This window comes from Ruegeria sp. YTSA105 (assembly GCF_059610225.1).
In genome coordinates, this window is record NZ_JBXWNE010000007.1 from 183117 (window position 1) to 206338 (window position 23222).

The 23222-nt window shown below is 57.8% G+C and carries 22 protein-coding genes; 11 read left to right on the forward strand and 11 right to left on the reverse strand.

Annotated elements, in window-relative coordinates:
- Positions 1 to 34 precede the first annotated feature (34 nt).
- Positions 35 to 853: a sulfotransferase family protein gene (locus tag AC2FH2_RS11390; protein ID WP_142638414.1), complete on the reverse strand. Its 819-nt coding sequence runs from the start codon at positions 851 to 853 to the stop codon at positions 35 to 37.
- A gap of 142 nt (positions 854 to 995) precedes the next feature.
- Here AC2FH2_RS11390 and AC2FH2_RS11395 point away from each other — a divergent pair, with 142 nt between their 5' ends.
- Positions 996 to 2573 (forward strand): DUF5928 domain-containing protein, encoded by a 1578-nt coding sequence (locus AC2FH2_RS11395; RefSeq protein WP_496823608.1) that lies wholly within the window; start codon positions 996 to 998, stop codon positions 2571 to 2573.
- 38 nt (positions 2574 to 2611) lie between these two features.
- On the opposite strand, the gene amaB is transcribed toward AC2FH2_RS11395, so the two are convergent.
- From amaB to AC2FH2_RS11430, 7 genes are all read right to left on the reverse strand, one after another.
- Positions 2612 to 4108 (reverse strand): L-piperidine-6-carboxylate dehydrogenase, encoded by a 1497-nt coding sequence (gene amaB / locus AC2FH2_RS11400; RefSeq protein WP_496823630.1) that lies wholly within the window; start codon positions 4106 to 4108, stop codon positions 2612 to 2614.
- An 18-nt stretch (positions 4109 to 4126) separates the two neighbouring features.
- A complete protein-coding gene (locus tag AC2FH2_RS11405) occupies positions 4127 to 5233 on the reverse strand; it encodes a saccharopine dehydrogenase family protein (RefSeq protein ID WP_271950947.1) in 1107 nt (368 codons plus the stop codon).
- A gap of 139 nt (positions 5234 to 5372) precedes the next feature.
- Complete coding sequence (locus tag AC2FH2_RS11410) at positions 5373 to 7082, reverse strand: ABC transporter ATP-binding protein (RefSeq protein WP_271950949.1); 1710 nt, start codon at positions 7080 to 7082, stop codon at positions 5373 to 5375.
- Between the two features lie 4 nt (positions 7083 to 7086).
- Complete coding sequence (locus AC2FH2_RS11415; protein ID WP_271950952.1) at positions 7087 to 8037, reverse strand: ABC transporter permease; 951 nt, start codon at positions 8035 to 8037, stop codon at positions 7087 to 7089.
- On the reverse strand, positions 8034 to 9011 hold the full coding sequence (locus tag AC2FH2_RS11420) for an ABC transporter permease (protein ID WP_142638424.1): 978 nt from the start codon (positions 9009 to 9011) through the stop codon (positions 8034 to 8036). The genes AC2FH2_RS11415 and AC2FH2_RS11420 overlap by 4 nt, the downstream gene beginning before the upstream one ends.
- 96 nt (positions 9012 to 9107) lie before the next feature.
- Positions 9108 to 10673 carry an ABC transporter substrate-binding protein gene (locus AC2FH2_RS11425; RefSeq protein WP_496823610.1) on the reverse strand — a complete coding sequence of 522 codons (1566 nt, stop codon included), beginning with the start codon at positions 10671 to 10673 and terminating at the stop codon, positions 9108 to 9110.
- 104 nt (positions 10674 to 10777) lie between these two features.
- Positions 10778 to 12358: an ABC transporter substrate-binding protein gene (locus AC2FH2_RS11430; RefSeq protein ID WP_185956712.1), complete on the reverse strand. Its 1581-nt coding sequence runs from the start codon at positions 12356 to 12358 to the stop codon at positions 10778 to 10780.
- A 567-nt stretch (positions 12359 to 12925) separates the two neighbouring features.
- Here AC2FH2_RS11430 and AC2FH2_RS11435 point away from each other — a divergent pair.
- Genes AC2FH2_RS11435 through AC2FH2_RS11450 form a run of 4 tightly spaced genes read left to right on the forward strand, consistent with a single transcriptional unit; the run spans position 12926 to position 16152 of the window.
- Positions 12926 to 14413, forward strand: coding sequence for an FAD-binding oxidoreductase (locus tag AC2FH2_RS11435; protein ID WP_496823612.1), 1488 nt, complete (start codon positions 12926 to 12928; stop codon positions 14411 to 14413).
- Entirely contained in the window at positions 14410 to 14820 is a 411-nt protein-coding gene (locus tag AC2FH2_RS11440) for a DUF4383 domain-containing protein (protein ID WP_282022209.1), read from the forward strand. The genes AC2FH2_RS11435 and AC2FH2_RS11440 overlap by 4 nt, the downstream gene beginning before the upstream one ends.
- On the forward strand, positions 14817 to 15869 hold the full coding sequence (locus AC2FH2_RS11445; RefSeq protein WP_496713884.1) for a hypothetical protein: 1053 nt from the start codon (positions 14817 to 14819) through the stop codon (positions 15867 to 15869). Before AC2FH2_RS11440 ends, AC2FH2_RS11445 begins: the two co-directional genes overlap by 4 nt.
- Positions 15859 to 16152 carry a hypothetical protein gene (locus tag AC2FH2_RS11450; protein ID WP_281995551.1) on the forward strand — a complete coding sequence of 98 codons (294 nt, stop codon included), beginning with the start codon at positions 15859 to 15861 and terminating at the stop codon, positions 16150 to 16152. Before AC2FH2_RS11445 ends, AC2FH2_RS11450 begins: the two co-directional genes overlap by 11 nt.
- Positions 16153 to 16203: 51 nt before the next feature.
- Here the strand turns inward: AC2FH2_RS11450 and AC2FH2_RS11455 are convergent, their stop codons facing one another.
- From AC2FH2_RS11455 to AC2FH2_RS11465, 3 genes are read right to left on the reverse strand one after another with little or no spacing between them, the layout of a single operon-like run.
- Positions 16204 to 17163, reverse strand: coding sequence for a sensor histidine kinase (locus AC2FH2_RS11455; protein ID WP_496823615.1), 960 nt, complete (start codon positions 17161 to 17163; stop codon positions 16204 to 16206).
- The gene (locus AC2FH2_RS11460) at positions 17160 to 17837 is read right to left on the reverse strand and encodes a response regulator transcription factor (protein WP_496823617.1); all 678 of its coding nucleotides are present in this window, start codon (positions 17835 to 17837) and stop codon (positions 17160 to 17162) included. Before AC2FH2_RS11460 ends, AC2FH2_RS11455 begins: the two co-directional genes overlap by 4 nt.
- Positions 17834 to 19315: a DUF4153 domain-containing protein gene (locus AC2FH2_RS11465; RefSeq protein WP_496823619.1), complete on the reverse strand. Its 1482-nt coding sequence runs from the start codon at positions 19313 to 19315 to the stop codon at positions 17834 to 17836. Before AC2FH2_RS11465 ends, AC2FH2_RS11460 begins: the two co-directional genes overlap by 4 nt.
- 158 nt (positions 19316 to 19473) lie before the next feature.
- Here AC2FH2_RS11465 and AC2FH2_RS11470 point away from each other — a divergent pair, with 158 nt between their 5' ends.
- From AC2FH2_RS11470 to AC2FH2_RS11495, 6 genes are all read left to right on the forward strand, one after another.
- On the forward strand, positions 19474 to 19845 hold the full coding sequence (locus AC2FH2_RS11470; RefSeq protein WP_142638441.1) for a YciI family protein: 372 nt from the start codon (positions 19474 to 19476) through the stop codon (positions 19843 to 19845).
- 4 nt (positions 19846 to 19849) lie between these two features.
- A complete protein-coding gene (locus AC2FH2_RS11475) occupies positions 19850 to 21085 on the forward strand; it encodes an RNA polymerase sigma factor (RefSeq protein WP_496823621.1) in 1236 nt (411 codons plus the stop codon).
- Between the two features lie 67 nt (positions 21086 to 21152).
- Positions 21153 to 21539, forward strand: coding sequence for a VOC family protein (locus tag AC2FH2_RS11480; protein ID WP_142638446.1), 387 nt, complete (start codon positions 21153 to 21155; stop codon positions 21537 to 21539).
- A 24-nt stretch (positions 21540 to 21563) separates the two neighbouring features.
- Positions 21564 to 21962: an MAPEG family protein gene (locus AC2FH2_RS11485; protein ID WP_496823623.1), complete on the forward strand. Its 399-nt coding sequence runs from the start codon at positions 21564 to 21566 to the stop codon at positions 21960 to 21962.
- Complete coding sequence (locus AC2FH2_RS11490) at positions 21962 to 22306, forward strand: TfoX/Sxy family protein (protein WP_496823625.1); 345 nt, start codon at positions 21962 to 21964, stop codon at positions 22304 to 22306. Before AC2FH2_RS11485 ends, AC2FH2_RS11490 begins: the two co-directional genes overlap by 1 nt.
- A gap of 16 nt (positions 22307 to 22322) precedes the next feature.
- Positions 22323 to 22985: a DUF2461 domain-containing protein gene (locus AC2FH2_RS11495; RefSeq protein WP_496823627.1), complete on the forward strand. Its 663-nt coding sequence runs from the start codon at positions 22323 to 22325 to the stop codon at positions 22983 to 22985.
- Positions 22986 to 23222: the final 237 nt, after the last annotated feature.

Genomic DNA, 23222 nt, shown 5'->3' on the forward strand with positions numbered 1-23222 from the left:
ACATTGCCGATGGGCGGGGAAGGTGATTTCCAGCTCAATCCCCAAGCTTGGCGTGGACTTCATCCAGATCAATCTCGGCGATCGGCATCTTGTTGGCCGGATCTTCAAAATCATATTTGAATAGATCGAAATCCTGTTTGTAGATCTCGTAGACAAGATGCATCGACAGGTCGTCGAAATAGTCCTCGACAGGATGCTTTCGTTTGGGTCCGTGGCCTTCGGATTCGTTGAACCGCGGGATTTCGGACAGGGCCACCTTGTGTGGCGTGTCCAAGTTGCTCAGAACACCTTGCATCCCATCGTTGAACTTCTCGGTCCAGAAGATGCGATCATATCGTCCGCCATTTGCAATAAACGTCGACACATGGCCAGACATGGCGGACCAGTGGATATCCGGGTCCATGGGCCTGCGCCACCTGATCGTGTCACGAGCAAATAACAGGAATCTGCGGAAACTGGCGACCTGGTCGAAATCACCCTGACCGTCCTCTCCGCCAACCTCGATGCCGTAATTGTAGATCAGCGTCGGCACCAGATTGCCGCGATACCGTTTGCCGTTGCGCTGAATTCCACAGATCTTGTCAAAGAACGAACTGAGAATTCGCGTGTACGGGTTCCGCACGCAGGTGAAAGAAAAGGAGTTATGATTTCGGACATTTGTCGAAATCGGCTCCTGGCTGGGACCGAACGCCCACTTATGCATCCCGTCCTTGGCATCGTGGATATCGCCGTCAAAAAAACGGCCATGATCCGAAAAATACATGATTTGCCCGATGGTTGAGCATGCACATTTCGGGACAACACGGTAAACCATGCTCTCGCTCTCGGTCATCCATGTACCGGGAAAACCCATTTGCTGCGCCTCCTCAACAGGTCGTAACTCACTATTCGCGCCTGCTTTTGTATCTACAGAACCAAAAATAATCTGTTTATTCAATCGTTCATCCTCAGTATCACAGAGGGAACCGGGCAGAAACGGATAACAAAGAACTGAAATGGCAAAAATTGCCTACATTTTGTTGTGCCACAAGGACCCTGACGCAATCATTGCGCAGGCCGAGCAGCTAACCGCTGCTGGCGATTGCATGGCCATACATTTTGACGCCCGCGCAAGTCGCGAGGCCTATGCACGCATTCAGGGCGCTCTTCAGGCCAATTCGAATGTCACTTTTGCAACCAAACGCATCAAATGCGGTTGGGGCGAGTGGTCTTTGGTACAGGCCACATTGAACGCAGTGCAAGCCGCCCTCAAGGCCTTTCCCCGCGCGACGCATTTCTACATGCTGTCAGGGGATTGCATGGCGATCAAAACAGCGGAATACGCGCATCAGTTCCTGAACGACAACGACAGGGATTTTGTCGAAAGCCACGACTTTTTTGCCAGTAACTGGATCAAGACCGGCATGAAAGAAGACCGGCTGATCTATCGCCATTTCTTCAATGAGCGCACCCAGAGCAGACGATTCTATACATCCTATGACGTACAGAAAAAACTTGGTCTGACCCGCGAGGTTCCGGCTGACATCCAGGTCATGATCGGCAGTCAGTGGTGGTGTCTGCGCCGTCATACTGTTGAAATGATCTTTGAATTCCTGGCCCAGCGCCCGGACGTAATCCGCTTTTTCTCGACCACCTGGATACCGGATGAGACTTTCTTTCAAACGCTTGTCCGCCACCTTGTTCCCCGTGAAGAGATCGACAACCGAACGCTCACATTCCTGATGTTCTCGGACTACGGAATGCCCGTGACATTTTATAACGACCATTACGACATGCTGTTAGGGCAGGATTTTCTGTTCGCCCGCAAAATCAGCCCCGAGGCACATGAGCTGAAGGACCGGTTAGGCCAGCTCTATTCTGCGGATGGGGTGGATTTTCACATCTCGGATGAAGGTCGCAATCTCCATAGTTTCTTAACCGCAAGAGGGCGCGTCGGACGCCGCCACAAGCAAAGGTTCTGGGAGGCCGGAAATACGCTGGGACCGGACCGCGATGTTTTCCTGATCGTGTGCAAGAAATGGCATGTGGCCAAGCGTCTGGTCGATCAGATTAAGTCCGAAACCGAAATCCCTTGTGTCGAGTATCTGTTCAACGAACAGGATACGGCTCTGCCCGATCTTGGCGGCATCGAAACGACCTTGCTCAAACGGTCCCGCCACCGGCGTGCTCTTGTGCGGATGCTGTTTGAAAGTTTCGAAACCAACCGGCTGGTTCTGTGCATCGATCCCTCAGATATCGAAATCATTCAGGACTTCTGTGCAGATCAGGTCAAAACCCATGTGCTTGAAGTCGAGTGTGAATATTCCGACGATTACCTGATCGGCCACGCCCGCCGTGTGGGGTTGGCCGGTCAGGACAGCCCGACCGAAACCGTGGCACGGCTTGTCCCAACCTTGCACAACGCGATGGAATACGAATCCGAATTGATCCGGGGCACCGCGTTGGATCGACATGCACGCCTGCGGGAAACCAGCGACCGGACAGAAAACGAAGACGCCATTGTCCGGTTTCTGAATGTTTCACAGGAACAGGCGCAGGCCATCATGCGATTGGATTATCTGTTTGCAGATTGATGAGCCGGCGGCACCATCAGGTACCGCCGACAGCACGATCAGATGTCGAACTTGACGCCTTGCGCCAGCGGCAGCTCGGCTGAGTAGTTCACGGTGTTGGTCTGACGGCGCATATAGGCCTTCCACGCATCCGAGCCGCTTTCACGCCCGCCACCGGTTTCCTTCTCGCCACCAAATGCGCCACCGATCTCGGCCCCCGATGGCCCGATATTGACATTGGCAATGCCACAATCCGATCCCGCTGCGGTCAGGAATTGCTCGGCCTCGCGCATGTTCAGAGTGAATACGCAAGACGACAGACCTTGCGGTACGTCATTTTGCAATTCGATGGCTTCGTCGAACGCGTCGTACCCCATGACATAGAGGATCGGCGCAAAGGTTTCGGTCTTTACGGTTGCTGTCTGGCCAGGCATCTCGACAATCGCGGGCTGCATATAGACACCGGCGGGGACGTTTTCGGTCACGCGGTCGCCACCAAAGACTGCGCCGCCTTCGGCCTTTGCAGCGTCCAGCGCAGCGGTCATGGCCGCGCCCGAGGCTTCGTCCACCAGCGGACCGATCAAAGTGCCCTCGATCAGCGGATTGCCGATGGGCAGACCGGCATAGGCTTTTTTCAACCGGCTCACCAACTCCTCGCGGATCGAGTTGTGAACGATCAGACGGCGCAGCGTGGTGCAGCGTTGACCGGCTGTGCCGACAGCAGAAAAGACAATCGCACGCACCGCCATTTCCAGATCGGCCGAAGGGCCCACGATCATCGCGTTATTGCCGCCAAGCTCGAGAATACATTTCCCGAACCGCTGCGCCACGATGGGGGCTACGGCACGGCCCATCCGTGTGGACCCGGTCGCCGAAATGACCGGCACGTCCTCGCTGGCCACCAGCGCCTCGCCCAGCGCAGCACCTCCGATCAGGGTCTGCAGCAGGTGGTCGGGCGCATCGCCAAATCGGGCCAGTGCACGTTCAAAGATCTTCTGGCAGGCCATCGCGGTCAACGGCGTCTTTTCAGACGGCTTCCAGATCACCGGATCACCGCAGACCAGCGCCAGCGCGGCATTCCACGACCAGACCGCCACCGGGAAGTTGAAGGCCGAGATCACGCCCACCGGTCCTGCCGGGTGCCACGTTTCCATCATCCGGTGGCCCGGGCGCTCAGATGCGATGGTCAAACCATAAAGCTGGCGCGACAGGCCGACGGCGAAATCGCAGATGTCGATCATCTCCTGCACTTCACCCAGACCTTCCGAGGTAATCTTACCAGCTTCCCAGCTGACCAGCGCACCCAGATCGTCCTTGGCGGCGCGCAATTCCTCGCCCAGCAGGCGGATCAGTTCGCCCCGGCGTGGGGCCGGAACCGTGCGCCACGCCTTGAATGCCGTCTTGGCATTGGCAAACACCGTGCCCATCCCTGACGCAGGCGTTTCATGTACCTCGGCCAGAATGCCGCCATCAATGGGCGAGCGTACAGCCAGTGTGCCGCCCATCAGCTCAGCGGCTGTCAGGTCCAGATTTGCAAGGGTTGTTGGGGCTGTCATAGCGATGTCTTTCATATCTCAGGCCGCCTTGTTCTGTTTGGTTATGTCCCCGGTGCGGTAAAGCTGACCGAATTCGGTGTTTAGGAAGTCAGACAGGTTCACCTGCTCTTGCCGCACGAACCCTTTGCCGGGCAAAGCACCCGTTCGCATCAGATCAACCACACCCAGAACACCGGCAGCAGTGGTGACCTGAATGGCGCTCCAGACCTGACCATTGAGGGTACGGGCATAAGATTTGTTGATCAGGGATTTCTCGCGCAGAGCCCCATCGATCATGCCTTTTGCGGTGCAATAAACCAGAACCACATCCTGATCGGTCCGCGGCAGCGCGGTCTCGAAGATTTCCTTCATCAAGTCGCGACGACGTTCCAATCCAAGATCATTCAGCAGCAAACGCAGAATGTCACGGTGTCCCGGGTAGCGGATCGATCGGTACGACACGTCCCGCGCCTTTCCGTCCAGGGTTTCTGGCAACGTGCCCAACCCGCCCGAGGTATTGAAGCATTCATATTCCACCCCGTCATGACCCAAACGCTCGTAATCCTCGAGCGGAGCGGTCTTGACCCGTTCGCCATTCACGATGGCATCGCACGGATTGCAATATTCGTTGATCAGCCCATCGGTGGACCAGGTCAGATTGTACTTCAATGCGTTGGTGGGATAGAGCGGCAGCGCCCCGACCCGCATATGCAGGCTGTCCAGCGTATCGAACTCGGCAGCCAAGGCCGCGCCGGCGATGCCGACAAAACCCGGTGCCAACCCGCATTGCGGCATAAACGCCGTCTCGCTGTCGGCGGCCAACTCGCGCACCGCGTTGGTGGCGGCAACATCTTCGGTCAGGTCAAAATAGTGCGCGCCGGCCGATTTGGCGGCTTTGGCAATCCGTGGGGTCAGGAAAAACGGAGCCGCCGAGATAACCGCATCGAAACCGTTCAGACCCTCAGCCAGCTGCGTTTCATCGCTGACATCAATCTGGCGGGTCGAAACTCCTTGCCGATTCAGCACGGACAACGCCGCCAGATCGCGGTCGGCAACCGTGACCGAATAGTTGGATGAAGATTGCAGCAAAGTCGCGATCATCTGACCGATCTTGCCTGCTCCGATGACACAGATATTCCAGCTCAAAACGCGCCTCCTCTTTCGTTTCAGAAAGTATGAAGGCACAGTTGTTCAATCTGCAGAGGCAATCTTGACGAAAACGTCAAAACTATCGCCATATTGACGGACCTTCCGTCATACCGCCGATACTGGAATCGTCACTGCCTCAGGATTCCGCGTCCAACCCCTCGGTCGACAGGTCATCCAGCCTGGGCATCAAGCGCAACAATTCGCGGGCATAATCCGTCTGGGGGTTGGCGAACAAGTTATTGGTTTCCTGCAACTCGACAATTTGGCCCTGTTTCATCACTGCCACTCGGTCGCACATCTGACGTACCACCGGCAGGTCATGACTGATGAACAGCAGGGTCAGGCCTAGATGTTCCTGCAAGTCCTTCAAGATGTTCAAAATCTGCGCCTGAATGGACACGTCCAGCGCACTGGTTGGCTCGTCACAAATCAGGAATCGCGGTTGCGTGGCCAGCGCACGTGCAATCGAGATACGTTGCCGCTGTCCGCCCGAGAATTCATGCGGGTATTTCTGCCCGGCCTCATGGCCGAGTCCCACCTGATCCAACAACTCATCGACGCGGCGTTTGATATCTGCACCTTCCATCAACCTGTGATGGCGGATCGGCTCGGCCACGATCTCATCCACCCGCATACGGGGATTGAGCGAGGAATACGGGTCCTGAAAGATCATCTGGATGTTCTTGCGATAGGCATCCAGCGCGGTCCGATTGGTCAGATCGCTGACCACCTGCCCGTCGAATGTAATCGTGCCGCCATCCACAGGGTACAACCCTGCAATCATCCGTGCGACAGTCGACTTGCCCGAGCCGGATTCACCCACAACGCCAAACACCTCACCTGCGCGGATGTCGAAACTTACCTCGTCAACGGCGGTGAAATAGGTGCGGTCCCAGGGCAGCAGGCCTTTGCGCTGCAGGAACTTCTTGGTCAGGTTGCGGATCTCGAACACCGGTTTGCTGGTGTCATTATCCACCTTGGGCCAGTGGCGGGCCATGTCTTCGATGGCAAAGCGTGTCTCGCGCCCACCATAGCTGATCTGGGGAAAGCGATGCAGTTTCAGGGTCGGGCGCGGCACGGCAGCGATCAGCGATTTGGTGTATTCATGGGTGGGCTGCCCCATCACCTGCGCGGTCGGGCCGGTTTCGACAACCTTGCCCGCATACATCACCGTCACTTTGTCCGTCGTGTCCGCGATCACACCCATGTCATGGGTGATCAGGATGACGCCCACTTGACGTTCCCGCGCCAGTTCTTTGATCAGGTCCAGAATCTGCGCCTGAACCGAGACGTCCAGCGCCGTGGTCGGCTCATCCGCGATGATCACATCCGGTTCGGTACACAAGGCAAGCGCGATGACCACACGCTGCCGCATCCCGCCCGAGAACTGGTGCGGATACTGGTCCAACCGCGTGTCCGGATCAGGAATGCCAACCCGGTCAATCAGATCGCGCGCGCGTTGGTTCGCCTCGGCATCCGTGCCGCCCAGATGGGCCTGAATGGTCTCGGTCAGTTGTTCGCGCACGGTGAATAACGGGTTCAGCGAGGTCAGCGGGTCCTGAAAGATCATCGAGATCTTTTTGCCGCGCAACCCCCGCATCGCCTCGGCATCCAGACCACTGATCTGGTCACCGCTCAGCTGGATCGTGCCGCTGGCAATACGGCCGGGGCGATCCAACAATCCCATGATGGCCGCGCCAATGGTGGATTTACCGGCCCCGGATTCGCCAACCAAGCCGTGGATTTCTCCGGGTTCAACCGACAGGTCCACATGGTCCACGGCTGTGAACAATTTGCGGCGGGTGGGGAATTCGACCGTCAGGTCATTGATCGTCAGAAGGCTCATGAAATCACCGCAGCTTGGGGTTCAGTGCATCGCGCAGCCAGTCGCCCAGCAGGTTCACAGACAGGGCCAGCGCCAACAGGGTGCAGGCCGGGAAGAACAAAATCCACCACTCACCCGAGAACAGGAAGCCCTGCCCGATACGGATCAGCGTGCCCAATGACGGCTGGGTTGGTGGTGCCCCTACGCCGAGGAAGCTCAGCGTTGCTTCGGCAATGATCGCCAGCGCCAGTGAGATCGTGGCGATGACCAGAACCGGGCTGAGTACATTGGGCAGGATGTGGCGGAACATGATCGGGAAAGAACCGCGCCCGATCAGGCGGGCGGCCTGCACGTATTCCTTGTTCTTTTCCACCAACGCCGCACCGCGGACGACCCGGGCAAACTGCACCCAGTCGGACAGGGCAATGGCGATGATCAGAACATAGATTGCCATCTCGTCACGATATTCGGGTGGGGTCACGCCTTTGGCGATGCCAAAGATCAGCATGGCGACCAGAATGGCAGGAAAGGTCAGCTGCACATCTGCGACCCGCATGATCAGCGTCTCGACCCAGCCGCCGAAATAGGCCGCGACCAGCCCCAGAACAACTCCGATGATCAACGCCAGCAGCACCGCCGCTGCGCCGACAAACAGGGATATGCGCATCCCATAGAGGATGGTCGAGAACACATCGCGCCCCTGATCGTCGGTGCCCAGCAGGAACGTGTCCTGCGTAAAGGCATTCGGCGTGCCCGGCGGTGTAAATCCGTTCATCAGGTTCAGCGTTGCCGGATCAAACGGGTTATGCGGCGCAATCAGCGGGGCCAGTATTGCCGCCAGCACCAGCAGGACCACAACAAATGAGGCAACCATCGCCACGGGCGAATGACGGAAGGACCATGCGAAATCGCTGTCCCAAAATTGGGCCAGCCGCGATTTGGGCACTTGTCTCGAAGTTTCAGAAGTATCGGTCATGTGGCCCTCGCGTCGACACGCAGGCGCGGGTCAATGGCATAGTACAAAAGATCGACGATCAGATTGATCGACACGAACATGACCGAGATCAGCATCAGATAGGCGGCCATAACAGGGATATCGACAAACTGGATCGCATTTATGAACAGCAGGCCCACACCGGGCCACTGAAACACCGTCTCGGTGATGATGGCAAAGGCGATGATCGAGCCCAGCTGCAACCCGGTGATTGTGATCACCGGCACCAGCGTATTTTTCAGCGCGTGGCGAAAATTGATCACCCGGTCCGACAGCCCACGCGCACGTGCAAAACGGACATAGTCGGCACGCAGGACCTCAAGCATTTCCGACCGCACCAGCCGCATGATCAGCGTCATCTGATACAGGCCCAGCGTGATCGCCGGCAGGATCAGCGCCTTGAGCCCCGAGGTTGTCAGGAACCCCGTGGACCAGCCGCCAATCATAACGGTCTCGCCCCTCCCAAAGCTGGGTAAAAGATCCAATTCAACCGAGAATATATAGATCAGCAATATCCCGATTAGGAAGGTTGGCAGGGAAACCCCGATCAACGACACGGTCATGATGATATTCGCCGCCACCCCCTGTCGTCGAATCGCTGTGAAAACGCCCAGCGCGATGCCAAGGGTGATGGCCAGAAAGCCCGACACAAAGGCCAGTTCCAATGTCGCGGGGGCGCGTTCGGCTATGATGGTCGAAACCGGTCGGCCTTGCCGGTAGGACACGCCAAAATTGCCCTGCACCGCGCCTTGCAGGAACTTGAAATATTGCACCGGAAACGGCTGATCCAGACCAAGATCGGACCGCAGCCGGTCGATATCGGCCTGCGTACGTTCCTGCCCTAGCATGTTGTCGATCGGATCACCGACAAAGCGGAACATCGAAAAGGCAACCAGACCCACGATCAGCAGCACGATCACGGATTGGAACATCCTTTGGACAATATAAGCGAACATTCGTTTTCCTCGTTGATCGGACTGTCTATGCAAGCCCGGGCGGGGTGGTCAAGATACCGCTAACGCAAGCTAGCGTTTTCTGGCCCCGCCCCGGTTTCAGTTAACCGTTACCCAGCGCAGCAGAAAGAAGTTGTCCGGGCGCTGCGTCAGTTCGACATTGCTGCGTGTGCCCCAGACCAGAGGTTGCACATACATCGGCACATAGACCTGTTCGTCCTGAATGATCTGCGTGACCTCATCCAGCATCGCCTGCCGTTTGCCCGCATCCAACTCGGACTGGATCTTCGGCAGCAGCTCATCCACCCGCGCGTTCGAAAATCCGCCGAAATTCCAGCTGCCCAGCTTTTTCTCTTCGTTTGGGGTAGCCACAAGGAAGCGCACGGGGTGTTCGGCATCAAATGTACCGGGGCTCCAGCCCAGCAGGTACATATCGTATTTGCCTTCCCTGAGTTCCGGCCAGTAGTTACGGACCGGCATGGCATCCAGTTCCGCAGTGATCCCGATCTGGGCCAGCATGCTGACAACCGCCTGGCAAACGGCCTCATCATTCAGATAGCGGTCATTGGGGCATTTCAGCCCGAACGAAAACCCATCTGCATATCCGGCCTCGGTCAGCAGGGCCCTTGCGGCATCGACATCAAAGGCGGGACGGTCTGCATTCGCCTCGGAATAACCACTCATCGCCGGGCTGACCAGTTGCGAGGCCACTTCGGCATTCCCCCGCATGATAGTCGCAAGAATGGCATCCACATTGACCGCCTGTGCCACTGCCTTGCGGACGCGCGGGTCACGGAACGGGTTCGGTTTGCCCGCATCGTCGGTGTATTTAAGCACCTCGGCCTGATGATCGAACCCCAACATGATGACCCGTGCCTCGATCCCCTGAATGACGTCGACATCCCCGTTTTCCTTCAGGCGTGCCACGTCCTGGATCGGCACCGGGTTGATCATGTCCACATCGCCTGACAACAAGGCTGCAACCGCTGTCGCCGGGTTTTGGATCGGAGTGAACTCAGCACTTGTGATGTTGTGGTCGGCCTGATCCCACCAGCCGTCAAAGGGCTCAAGAACCGTGCGCAGGCCGGGCTCTCGTGCCGCAAGTTTGAAGGCGCCTGTGCCGTTGGCGTTCAGGGTGGCGTAATTCCCGACCTCTTTGTCGGGCACCGCTGCGTCATTGGCCTCGGCCCAGCCCTGATCCATGATCATCCAGTTGGCGATTGAGGATGGGAATAACGGGTTCGGCGCAGTCGTCATGAAATCGACCGTATAGTCGTCGACCACGATCACCTCGCTGATGGGCGCGAACCAGCTGCGGGTATCCGCCGCCTCGCCCGAGGCGCGCTGATAGCTGAACAGAACGTCCTGCGCATCAAAGCTGCTACCGTCATGGAAGGTCACGCCCTCACGCAGGTTAAAGCGCCAACCTTCGCCGTCGCCTATCGTCTCCCAGCTGACGGCCAGCGCGGGTTGAACGCTCATGTCCTTGTCGCGGCGCACAAGGCCTTCGTAGACATTGTTCAGAAACCCCAGAACCGGGGCCGAGTTGACCGCGTGCGGGTCCATCGTCTGCGGGTCCGTGGTCGAGGCCCATTTGAATTCGGCAGCCTGAACGCTGGTGGTGGCCAGCAAGGCCAAAGCAATGGCACTGTTCCTGAGGGTCATGGCGAAATCTCCCTTTTTTGCCCCGCGATGCGGTGTTGCGCTTAACAATAGCGCAAAAGGCAGGGCGCGAAACCGCGCCCTGCCAAATCACTGATCTGAATGGCTTAGTTCAGAGTGAAGTATTTGACCTTAGGCTGATCTTCGGCATCCACTTCGATGCCCACACCGTCGGCCATACCCCAGTTCAGAACCTGGTGATGAATGGGGATGTAAAGCGCTTCGTCCTGCACCACCCGCCAGATGTCGGCGATGTCGGCATTCCGAGCGTCAAGATCGGTATTCGAGGCAAGCGACTTGATCTTCCCGTCCAGCGCATCGTCCTGATAACCGGTGCCGTTCCACGTGCCGATGTCATCTTCGCGTCCATGAACAAGGAAGTTGAAGATGTATTCCGAGTCATATGTCGGCACACCCCAACCCAGCATGTAGAAATCTGTCTTGCCATCGGTGATCAGCGGGAAATGCTGCGCCTTGGGCTTGGCGTCCAGATTCACGGTCACGCCGATCTGGCCCAGCATCCCAACAGCCGCCTGACAGATAGCTTCATCGTTGATGTACCGATCATTCGGGCAGTCCAGCCGAAGCGAGAAGCCATCGCCATACCCTGCCTCTGCCATCAGTTCCTTGGCCTTGGCCAGATCGGTGGAGGATTCGCCGTCCATGTCAGAGGTCCAGCCATTCACGAAGGGCGGTGCGATCATGCCTGCGGGCTGCGACTGGCCGCGCATCACGACCTGCTTGATCGCATCACGGTTAATCGCCATCGACATCGCTTGACGCACGCGCACATCGGCCAGAGGGTTCTTGCCGTCCACGTTATCCGCCTCGATGTCATCGGCACCCTGGTTCATACCAAAGAAGATCACCCGGTTCTGCGGGGCTTGCTTGACCATCAGACCGTCGACACCATTGACGCGTTCAATGTCCTGCACCGGCATATCCTGGAGGAAGTTCACCTCACCCGACAGCATCGCCGCAACGCGGGTCGCAGCGTTCTGGATCGGGGTATAGATGATCTCGGTCACTTCCATCGGGAACTGGTCGATGCCCCAATAGTTGTCGTTGCGCACCATTACCGTCTTGATGTCAGGTTCGCGGCTTTGAAGAACATAGGGGCCCGTACCGTTGGCATTGGTGGTGGCATAAGTGATTTCGCCGCCTTCGAAATCCTGAACATTAACGGTGTCATTCGACTCGGCCCAGCCCTTGTCCAGAATGAACAGGTTGGTCAGGTTCGACGGCAGGATCGGGTTCGGACCATCTGTGACAATCTCGACGGTGAAATCGTCAACTGCGCGCACTTCGACGATCGAACCGATCAGCTCTTTCATGTCGGAATTAGGTTGCTTGGCTCGGGTAAAGCTGAACACCACATCTTCGGCGTTGAAGTCCGCACCGTCATGGAATTTCACGCCCTCGCGCAGCTTGAAGACCCAAACATTCGGGTCATCGGCCTTGGGGCCCCACTCGGTCGCCAGCGCGGGCTCGAATGCACCGGTCACGTCGCGGATGATCAGAGGCTCGTAAATCTGGTGTCGCACGGTGTGCGTCGGACCTTCATTCTGCGAATGCGGATCCAGCGTCAGAGCATCACCGGCCCGCGCCCAGCGCAGCGTTTCCGCCGAAGCGCCCGCCGCCATCAGCGCCGTCGCACTTGCAGCGATCATCAGGTTTCTTAGAATCATTTGTAACTCCCCTTTTTGTTAACATCGCCCTTTGGACGACAGACCATTTTTACGGCCTTGGTGGTCCTGATCATCCAGATCATCGTTACAGTTGCAACACCTGATTGAGCATAAAAACGGCAGTTTGGCGGATGCCCCGACGCAAATCTGCCGTGCGCGCATGAACTTACGTAGCGGAAAGCTTACGCCAAGCTGTGGCCGCTGACTGTCTTACAAGTACGGATTTCCGCAGTTTTCAAAACATGCCTTCCGGTTGAACATTCCGGGAATGAAGTCAAGTTTCGAGCCACTTGCGGTCAAAAAACTGGTCCTTGGACCTTGCCCGAATCTGCTGAACATGGCGCATCGCCATGCTGCAGGTACCCGTCGGCCTGATCCGGGGCAACTAGGACACCTTTGCGCCGGTACAGCAGGCCATGGACTTGCACATTCTTTGACCCGATGCCCAAATGGACACCTTGGCAGGGGTCAGGCACATACCGCGGATTGAGGCCCGCAGGCATTTCAAACTGCGCTTAAAAGCATTCTCGATCAGATGTCCCAGTTAACTTCGGGAGAAATCGAAAGATGAAAACATTTACCAGAAGGGCGGCCTTGTTTGCCGGCGGAGGGTTGGCAGGGTGGGCAGCGTCGCGGTGGCTGGGACCGGACCTTCCTGTCTATGAAGGCACAAGAAGGACATTTGCGGAAACAGGCGACAAAGTTATGAATGACGCCAGCGGACTGTCACCGACACCGATCCACAAACATCTGGTGCTCAGCGATGACTCCGGAGACACGCTGATCGCCGCCATCCGGCAAGAGCTTTCGGAGGCCAAGTCAGAAGGACGCCCGGTCAACATTGGGGCCGCGCGGCATTCCATGGGTGGGCAAGCCATTCCCCGCAACGGCACAGCGATTACCTTTAACAATGGATCGGTTCAGATCGACGGTTCAGCCGGGACCTATCTGACCCATGCCGGAGCCCGCTGGTCGCAGGTCATCGCAGCGCTTGATCCCGCAGGCTGGTCCCCCAAAGTCATGCAGTCAAATAATGATTTCGGTGTCGCCGCCACTTATTCGGTCAATGCACATGGCTGGCCGGTTCCCTTTGGCCCGATGGGGGCGACGGTCCGATCGTTGCGCATGATCCTGCCCTCGGGTGAGTTGGTGACCTGTTCGCCCACCGAGAACACCGAGCTGTTCAATCTGGCGATGGGCGGGTACGGGTTGATCGGCGTGATCGTGGACCTTGAGGTCGAGATGGTTCCAAATTCACGCCTGACGCCGGGTTTCGACATTCTGGAAGCAGGAGCGTTTGCCTCGGCCTTTCGTGCGGCGATTGACGACCCGGCGGTCACAATGGCCTATGGCCGCCTGAATGTTGAACGCGATACGTTTTTCGAGAAAGCGCTATTAGTGACATATCGCGAAGGCTCGGACCAGTCGGACCTGCCACCAGCGTCCGGGTCGGGGTGGATGTCGCATGCGGCCAGCCGTCTGTACCGGGCTCAACTGGGCAGCGAGCCCTTCAAATCCTTCCGTTGGTGGAATGAAACACGGCTGGGCCCAGCGCTGGGTTCGCGTGAGGCGACGCGGAACACTTTGATCAACGAACCGGTTGTGACTCTGGACGACCGCAACCCGGACCGGACCGACATCCTGCACGAGTATTTCGTAGGGTTCGATGCGTTCGACGATTTCTTATCAGTGTGTCGCGCGGTAATTCCGGCCTCGTATCAAGAGTTTCTGAACGTAACGCTGCGCTATGTCGCACAGGACGATCAGGCGGTTCTGTCTTATGCAAGCCAGCCCCGGATCGCCGCTGTCATGTCGTTCAGCCAGGAGCTGACCGAACGCGGCGAAGCCGACATGGCGCGGATGACCCGGGCGCTGATCGACGGGATCGTGGCGATTGGCGGAACCTATTACCTGCCGTACAGGCCACATGCGACACTGGATCAACTGACTGCAGCCTACCCCAATGCGGAAGGGTTTGCGCAGGCAAAACGAGAGCTTGATCCGCAACTGGTTCTGCGGAACAACCTTTGGGACAGCTATCTGGGGCGTCTATGAGCAACCTTCAAAAACTCTGTCTGGTTTACTTTGTCGCGCTGATGATTGCGGCATCGCTGAACTATGTTCCTGGCCTGACGGATCAGGATGGTCTGGCCTTTGGCATTTTCGCACTGGATATCTATGACGATGCGCTGCACGTGGCCTCAGCCCTTTGGGCGCTGATCGCCGGGCTGTTGTCACACCGCGCGGCTCGCAGCTTTCTGATCCTGTTCGGGCTGGCTTATCTGGGGGACGGCGTGTTCGGGTTTTTCACCGGTTATGGCTATCTTGATCTGGGTATCTTTACAAACCCATCGGCCGGGCCGGAATTGTCCCTGCCCCGCCTGTTTGCCAACCTGCCGCATCTGGCGCTTGGCGGCGTTGCCGCTTGGGCCGGGCTGCGGGACCGGAGACACACCGCATGAGGTTCCTGCTGCGGTGGACCAAACGGCTGATTCTGGTGTTGATCCTTGCCGGGATCGCGCTGGCTGCTCCGATCCTCTATGTGGAAACAAGCTGCCGTGGTACGGGTCAGCCCCCGGCTCATACCGCCCTGATCGACCCGGCACATCACCGGGCCGAAACCCGCACGCTGATGACTTATCCCGAGTGGCACATTGTCCACGCCTATGAGGATTACGCCGAGGTTCTGCGCACCGGCGATCCCCATGATTACGGGTTCTGGAGCAGTATCACCGGGTTTTGGGGGTCGCTCTGCGATCTGAATCGGACCGCCTCCGCTCTCGGTCAGGTTGATGGGGCCACCAAACAGATGGTCTATGTGATCGGTGCCAGCTTTTCCGCCGAGCTGGCGCTGAAGGCTGCCTATGAGGAAACCCTCGGTCGGCTGGCCTCTGCCTTGCGGGGCCCACAGCGGGCACCTCTGGATGATTTGTCGGCACAGCAGGCCGCCGCATATGCCGCGTTCCTACAACAGGTTCCGTGGTATAAATGGCCCTTCGCCGACGACGCCCAGAGCCTGGTCGAACAAAACAGCGGCAGCCTGCGCGACAGCGAGAGGGCGATTGCGCTGGGTCTGGAATACGGTGCCAAACAGGCCTATGCAGGCGTGATCGAACAGGCGGTTGCGCAGGTCGGCGCTGATGAGCTGACGCTGCGGATGATCATCACCGGTGCCAGTGCAGACAGCCTGTCTGCCTATCCCGGCGTGAAGGTTATCTCTGAAGGCCCGAACGGGTTTGAGGTCGAAACGCCACGCTACCGCACCCTGACCAACCTAATGGCGGAAATGGCCAGCGCGGGGGTCGAGATTGTCGAGATCGCCGGCAATGACGACATTCTGTTCACCGCCCTGTCGGATCAACCAACTGCGCCGGATGCAATCTTCAGCGCCCAACGACAAGGGTTCGGGGACTATCGTCATCTGATACTGGTCAAGGTTCCGGACCTCTCGCAGCGTCTGCGCCAGATCCAGGGGGACGGCCTGACGCTTGAGCATATCCATGACTATTAGATCACTCCTGACAGCCATCCCCCTTATGGTGCTTGGATGGCTGTCGGTTCTGGTGGTCGTCGCATTGATAACGGACGAGGCCCCTGCCTATGTCGTGGTCTTTCCCTCAGAGGGGTTGATGCGAAATCTAGCGGATGATGTGGCGGTCATCGACTCTTCGCAAGTCAGTGTCACGGTCACATCGGATAGCAGCGGGTTCGCCCAATCGCTTTACCGGCAAGGGGCACGGCTGGTCCTGCCTGCGGGCCTGCCCGGTTGCCTTCCACTGCCTGCCCAACAGTGATCAATTCTGTCAAACATTCGGGGCCAATACACGAATGACCTATGGCCCCGATTAGAACCTGAAGAACCGCAATTCAAAGCACGCGCCACATGGGGCGGGCAGGTTTTCGATTTCACCGCGATGCGCAGACAGGATGTTACGGACAATAGCCAGACCCATACCCGTCCCGCCGCTTTCCCGGCGGGTGGTAAAGAATGGATCGAACACGCGGTCGACGTTACCGGGCGAAATCCCCACCCCATTGTCGGACACGGTCAGAATAACCGCATTTCCAGCTTCTTCGGAACGCAGATCCACCGCGCTGGCCCCATGATCTTTGGCGTTTTGCAGAATATGGCCCAGAACGATCCGCAACCCCTCGGCCGAAATCGGGAATGCGATATCATCCGCCCCGGACAGGTTTAGCTCAAGCGGAGGCGCCCCAAGCAACGCATCGCGCAGGGTGCTTGCCCCGACATATCGGGCCTCGCGCGCGCGGGCGGCATCCCGAAGTGCTGCAAGCTGGGTTTCGATCTGCTGACGCGCGCCGTCGATCTGCGCGATTAGGGCTTTGGAGTCATCGCTGCCATCTGGGGTGTCCTGTAACATCTCAACCGCCGCGCGGATTGCGGTTACCGGCGATTTTAACTCATGCGTGACGTGATCGGTATAAGACCGGATGGTCGCCTCACGGTCACGCAGCGCCTCGGCCATGGTGACGACCTGAGTTGCGGTCTGGTGAAGCTCTTTGGTGCCGAAATGCTGGATTGAGGCCGCCTGGGTACCCGCCTCTTGCGCCCCGGCATAGGCCTGCAGGGCTTTGATCGGGCGAAGCAGTAGGCGCACCAGCAACCAACCCAGCCCCGACGTAGCCAGAAAGATCACCCCGCCCAGAACCAAAGCAGAGTTCCGAAATCCGAATTCTGGCCCCAGATAACGCAGAGCCACCAGACCCGCGAATGACAGACCCAATGTCCCGACCAGCGCACCGCCCAGCACAAATGCCAATGAAGGCCGCCAGCGCCGGGTCACCCCAGCCTCCGCATCCGGATGCCCTGTCCATGCACGGTTTCCACCGCGTCGGGCAAACCAACCTCTGCCAGTTTGTTCCGCAGGTTCCGCAGGTGGCTGTCCAAGGTCCTGTCCGAGACCTGGCTGCGCGCGCCCCAAATCTCGGCAATCAGGGCCGTGCGGGGAACAAGACGGCCCGGTGTTTCCATCAACATCACCATGATCTGAAACTCAGTCCCGGTCAGGGCAATTTCCGTGTCGTGGCAAGCACAGAGTCTTGCGGTCCGGTCCAAGGTCAAGGGGCCGTGCCGCAGATTTCCCGGCGCCGCCACAATGCGATTGGTGCGCCTTAGGATCACCTTGACCCGCGTCACCAGTTCGCGCGGGCTGAAAGGCTTGGCCACGTAGTCATCGGCCCCAAGCTCCAGCCCCAGAATCCGGTCGACCTCATCATCGCGGGCAGTCAGGAACAGGATCGGGACGTCCGAACGGGTTCGAATTTTCTGACATACGGCAAAGCCATCCAGTTCGGGCAGGCCAACATCCAGAACGATCAGGTCCGGTTCGTCGCGAAACGTGCTGATTACGGCTTCTTGACCGTTGGCGGCGGTCGAAACGCTGTAGCCAGCGCGTTCCAGCCCCAGACGCACAACTTCACGCAACCGCGGATCATCATCGACAACTAAGATATTCATATACCCGGACCGATACTGCTCAGATCGGCACCATAGCGGGACAGGCGCCACTTTCGAAAGCCCCATTCCTGCCAGCTGTTGATCGGGTCGGCTTCAAAATAGCACAACGAATTCGGATACCCGTAGCTGATATGCATCCCGGTCATGGGCCCCAACGAACACAGATAGGCATAGTCCGGCTCGGACAGTTTCAGGTTTCGGGTCGCGATCACATGGGCAAAATTCACAAAACTGGCGCAATAGAGGACCAGAACGCTCAGAATGCCGGTTCGCGCGATCAACCAACTATTGGATTTCCTGAACGCTACTTGCCACCCAACCAGCGCCAGACCTGCCGCAACAAGACCCATCCAGATCTGCGCATAGATACGCAGGTAGGTCAGGCCATAGGTGCCGACATATAAATCCAGGCGCATCAATGCCGCACCGCACAGAGCCACATTTTGTGCCAGCCACAACACCATCAGCGGTTTCAGCACCCGATTTTCATCCAGAAACGGCCGCGCTACCAGGGCGAATGCACCGGCCAGCAGCGCCGTTACCAGCAACGGATATGCGCCGCGATGGGCATAGGATGCATAGCTCATCCCCTCGGGCAATGAGGCCCCGCCCAGCAGAATCGAAAGGTCCAGCACAGTCTGAACACCAATCAGTGCATTGAACACCCAGAGCGCCCGCAGGACCGAACCACCGTTGAGGCCGGGGATCGTCTGAGGGCCTGCGAATGGTCGCGGGTTCAGTCCGCGAAGCGGGTGGTTATCGACAAAAGGCCAGATGATCAGCGCAATCCCTCCCCAGAACAGGGCGCGCTGCAGCAGGTGGCCAAAGGCGATATCCGGGGTGACAAGGGATTGGAATACCGGGTTCGCCTCGGCCAACAGGGTAACAAAAACCATCGTCCCGCCAATCGGCAGACCCCAGTTGCGCAGGAACTGCCGAACCCGCGTCCAGCCGCCTCCGGCATCGCTGACAATCGTGGTTTTCAGGCCGGGTATCGCGCGGACCGGGCCAAGCCAGTTCTTTGGAAGATCAGTCAGAAACCCCAGCGCCAGCAAAAGCAGTTCCAGAACCTGGCCTTTCGGGTGCCTGACCCAGACAATCGCAACGACGAGCCCGGACAAAAGAAACGCGACCGATAATGGTTGAACGAAATCCACGACCGGCAAAACACTCAGCACCAAAACCGTTGCGGGCATAAGCACCCCTTTGCCAGACCGATCCGCGGGCAGGCCGCACAAAAAGACCGCCACAGTAAAGACCGCCAGAGACACACCCGCCTGATGTCCCCAGAACAGGTAATCCGCCAGCGCGACCAGCAAGATAGACCCGATCAAGCGCCACGCGCGACCATCGGTGGCAAACGCCGGGGTTGAACCCGGCGGGCCCTTGGTACCTGAAATCACTGTCTCTTCCGACAGCCACCAAGCGTCCAGCGCCACAGAATTCGGAACTCCAGAAATTATAAGTTGCTGCGCCATTTCTTCCCTCTTGTGTTTTAAGGGACTGGTTTGACCCAAAGGTCGGGAAGCTCGGGTGCAGAAGATCTGCAGAAACTGTGCAGATCGGTGAAATGAGTGTCGGATTTGCAAAGCCTCGCGCGTCCTAGCAGGATGAAACCAACATCGCGGAGGTAAAAATGATCTATGCAATCTCGATCTATGGTCAGGCGGGTGTGTTCGAAGCGTTGCCACAGGACCGTCAGGACGATGTCATGGCTGGACATACGGTGCTACAGAATGCCCTCAGGCAGCGCGGGGATTTCCTGTCCGTCAAACTGATGCCCCCGACTACGGCTGTCACAGTCGAACCCGCGGCTGCCGAGACTCTGCAACCTATGATCGTCGACGGCCCGTTCGCTGAGACGAAAGAAAGTTTTCTGGGCTTATATCTGGCCGAGTTCAACGATCTGGATGAGGCGCTTGAACATGCGCGAATGATCTCGTCACCTGTTGCCCGGCTTGAGGTTCGCCCCGCCGCCTGGGCAGGCGGGTCGATGACCTTGGATTGACCGCGTGTCGGATTGGCTAGAGGCCACGTTCTTGCAGCAACGCCCGCAGGCCATCGCGGCCCTGACGCGATATTTCCGGGACATCGACCTTGCCGAAGATGCATTTGCCGAAGCCTGTCTAAAGGCCTTGACCGTATGGCGCAAACAAGGCGCGCCGCGCGATCCGCTAGCTTGGCTTTTGACCACCGCCCGTAATGCCGGGCTGGATGGTTTGCGCAAATCCCAGCGCCGCAGCGCAATCCTGACCCGCCACAGGGAAGAATTTCATTCCATGGCTGATGACCCACCAGACCCGGACGAGCTGCGCGACGATGTTCTGCGCCTGCTGTTCATCTGTTGTCACCCGGACCTAAGCCGGCAAGACCAGATTGCGCTGGCCCTAAAAATTGTTGCCGGGTTGCGTGTGAAAGAAATCGCCCGTGGTTTCCTTGTCAGTACAAAGGCAATGGAACAGCGAATTACCCGCGCCAAGAAAAGGATCGCAGGAAGTTCTGTCGCTTTTGAAACACCCACGCCACAGGAGCGGGCTGCGCGTTTGGGCGAAGTGTCTTTGATGATCTACCTGATGTTCAACGAAGGCTGGTCAACCTCGGGTGGCCCGGTGCAAATCCGGCTCAAACTATGCGAGGAGGCGATACGTCTGGCCCGGCTGCTGGTTGCCTTGTTCCCGACGATGGCCGAGCAGATTTCACTGCTGGCCCTGTTGCTTCTGCAACATGCCCGTCGTGAAGCACGGCTAGACGATCAAGGTGATCTTGTAGCCCTGGAAGATCAGGACAGGGCCCTTTGGGACAAGGCCAACATCGCCGAAGCGACAGCCCTGATGCAAAAGGCCGAACGGCTGAACCAAGTTGGTGTTTACGGTATTCAGGCCGCAATCGCCGCCGTTCATGCGCATGCCCAATCGACAAAAGATACCGACTGGTCTCTGATCGAGGCGCATTATGCCGCGCTCTATCGCCTCCAGCCCTCACCTGTCATCCGCCTGAACCAGATCGCCGCCGGGTCCAGGGTTCATGGCCCACGCCGCACGCTTGTTGCGTTGGATACCTTGGCGAATGATCTGGCGTCTTATCGCTGGTTCCATGCCTTGCGCGCGGCAATGTTGCGAGAGATCGGCGATCTTCCCGCCGCGATCCAGTCCCTTAACCGCGTATTGAACCTTGGCCCGACGGGACCGGAACGTGTGGCGGTCCTGAAAGAAATCGCCGCCTGTGAAAAAGATTTGAACCAGTTGTAGGAAAGGCCGATCCTCACGCGTCCTTTGTTCAGTCCCGCATGCAGCGGGCAATCAAAGGGAGATAAAGATGAGCATTCTGGACATGACCACCGTTGGAAACTCGGGCTGGATCGGGCATTCCGGGCCAGACCAGACCAAGGCCAAGCAATTCTACAAAAATGTGCTGGGCTGGAACATTAACGAGATGCCGATGCAGGACGGGTCAAGCTATGCCGCCGCGGTGGTTGGTGAAACGCCAATCGGAGGGTTCTCGCCCATGCCCGAGACGGATGGAAACTGGACGATCTATTTTACGGTTGCTGATGTCGATAACAGCCTAGCAGCCGCAGTTGCACAGGGAGCCTCAGTCTTGCAACCCGCCATAGATATGCCCGGGGTCGGCCGGATGGCCACTCTGAACGACCCACAAGGCGCTCGGTTTGCGTTGATTACTTATGAAAGCATGGCGTCTTAATCTTGGGCAGACAGGAGAATTCCCATGGAACACACACCGCAAATCGCTCTGCTTGTGACAGCAATCTTTGTGCTTATGAGTATTCCGATGGGAATTCTTGTAGGCATCAGACGATCCCAGACCGGAGTTTTACTGCTGCACGGGGATGACGGCGAACTGCTGCGACGGATTCGGGCACATGGGAACTTTACTGAATATGTTCCTCTGGCGCTGCTGGCTTTGGCGGGGGCGGAAATTGCCGGTGCCTCAGACTGGCTGGTCGGCGGATGCGGTCTTGTGCTGTTGGTGGCCCGCGCCGTGCACTATGTCAGCCTGCGTTCCACCCCCGACGGCAAAGGTCGGGTGATCGGTGCCGCACTGACAACATTGGTGATGCTCGTCTTGTCCCTGTCAATTCTTTGGCAGTTGGCGGGATCAGTCTGATGCCAAATGATGAACACCTGAATCAACGTATGCGCCTCGCCCTCGAGGCGCATATTCGAATTTCCGAAATGCGGATGATGGGTGGCACCTGCTTTTTTCTGAACGGCAATATGTTGTGCGGCGCGCGCCGCGACAAAGACGGGTTTGGACGGTTCATGTTCCGTGTCGGCAAGGCCAAAGAGACCGAGGCGCTTTCTAATCCGTTTGCAAACCCGATTGTCCACGGAAAGCGAAAACTCGGTGGGTTTGTCGTTGTAGACGAGGCCGACTGCGATCCGGCTGCGCTGGGTGACTGGCTGAGCCTGTGCCTGGCGCACGCCGCCAGCCTGCCGCCGAAAAGTTGAATATCAGGAGAAGATGATGGATCAGTTCCGCTGCTTTTCGCCCGAGGCCCTTCAGTTTCTTTCTGATCTGCGAGCCAATAACCGACGCGAGTGGTTTCACGCCAACAAACAGATCTATGAGGCCGCGATCAAGCAGCCCGCAGAACAATTTGCGGCTCAGATGTCACAGGCGCTGGCCGAAATGACGCACATTCCCCATTCGGCCAAGATCTACCGTATTCATCGAGACGTGCGGTTCTCAAACGACAAGTCACCCTATAATCCTCATCTGCGCATGTCTTTCATACCCGGGGATTGCGGAGACCAGCCCCCGCTTTGGCATTTCGGGCTGTCCCCGGATTGCCTGTCCCTTGGGTGCGGCGTCTTCCAATATGTAAAAGCAGCCCTAGAGAGGTATCGGACCGGCGTAGCAGGACCAGCGGGCAATGATCTCATGGCAATCATCAATGATCTTACGGCCAGGAATGTCAGGATCAGCGAGCCCGAGTTGAAGCGTGGACCGTCAGGCTATTCGAGTGACCACCCCCATCTGGACCTTCTGCGCCGCAAGGGGCTTACCGTTTGGACAGATCTTACCGCCCAACCCACCGTAACCCAGGCCGGTCTTAGGGAAGAATGTCTAAATCAATTTCAGCTCTTCCACCCGGTGTTTCGGGCCTTGCAGTCCCTTGGCACCTAGCCGACCTAACACAGGATCATGGTATCCCTTCGCCTTCTTCAACGCCAAGGGTCTCACGTTGAGCGGGTCAGGCAGCGAGGGTGCGTAACCAACATTGCTGCCCGTTTCCTACGGGTTGGCATTATCTATTACGGGTCCGTCACAGTGTTTTTCTCGTACTGTTTGCTTCCACGGTGCTTTCAGTTGTGATGGCGCAACGCAAAAGCCCGCTCTGGCACGGTGTGTAATATATTGATA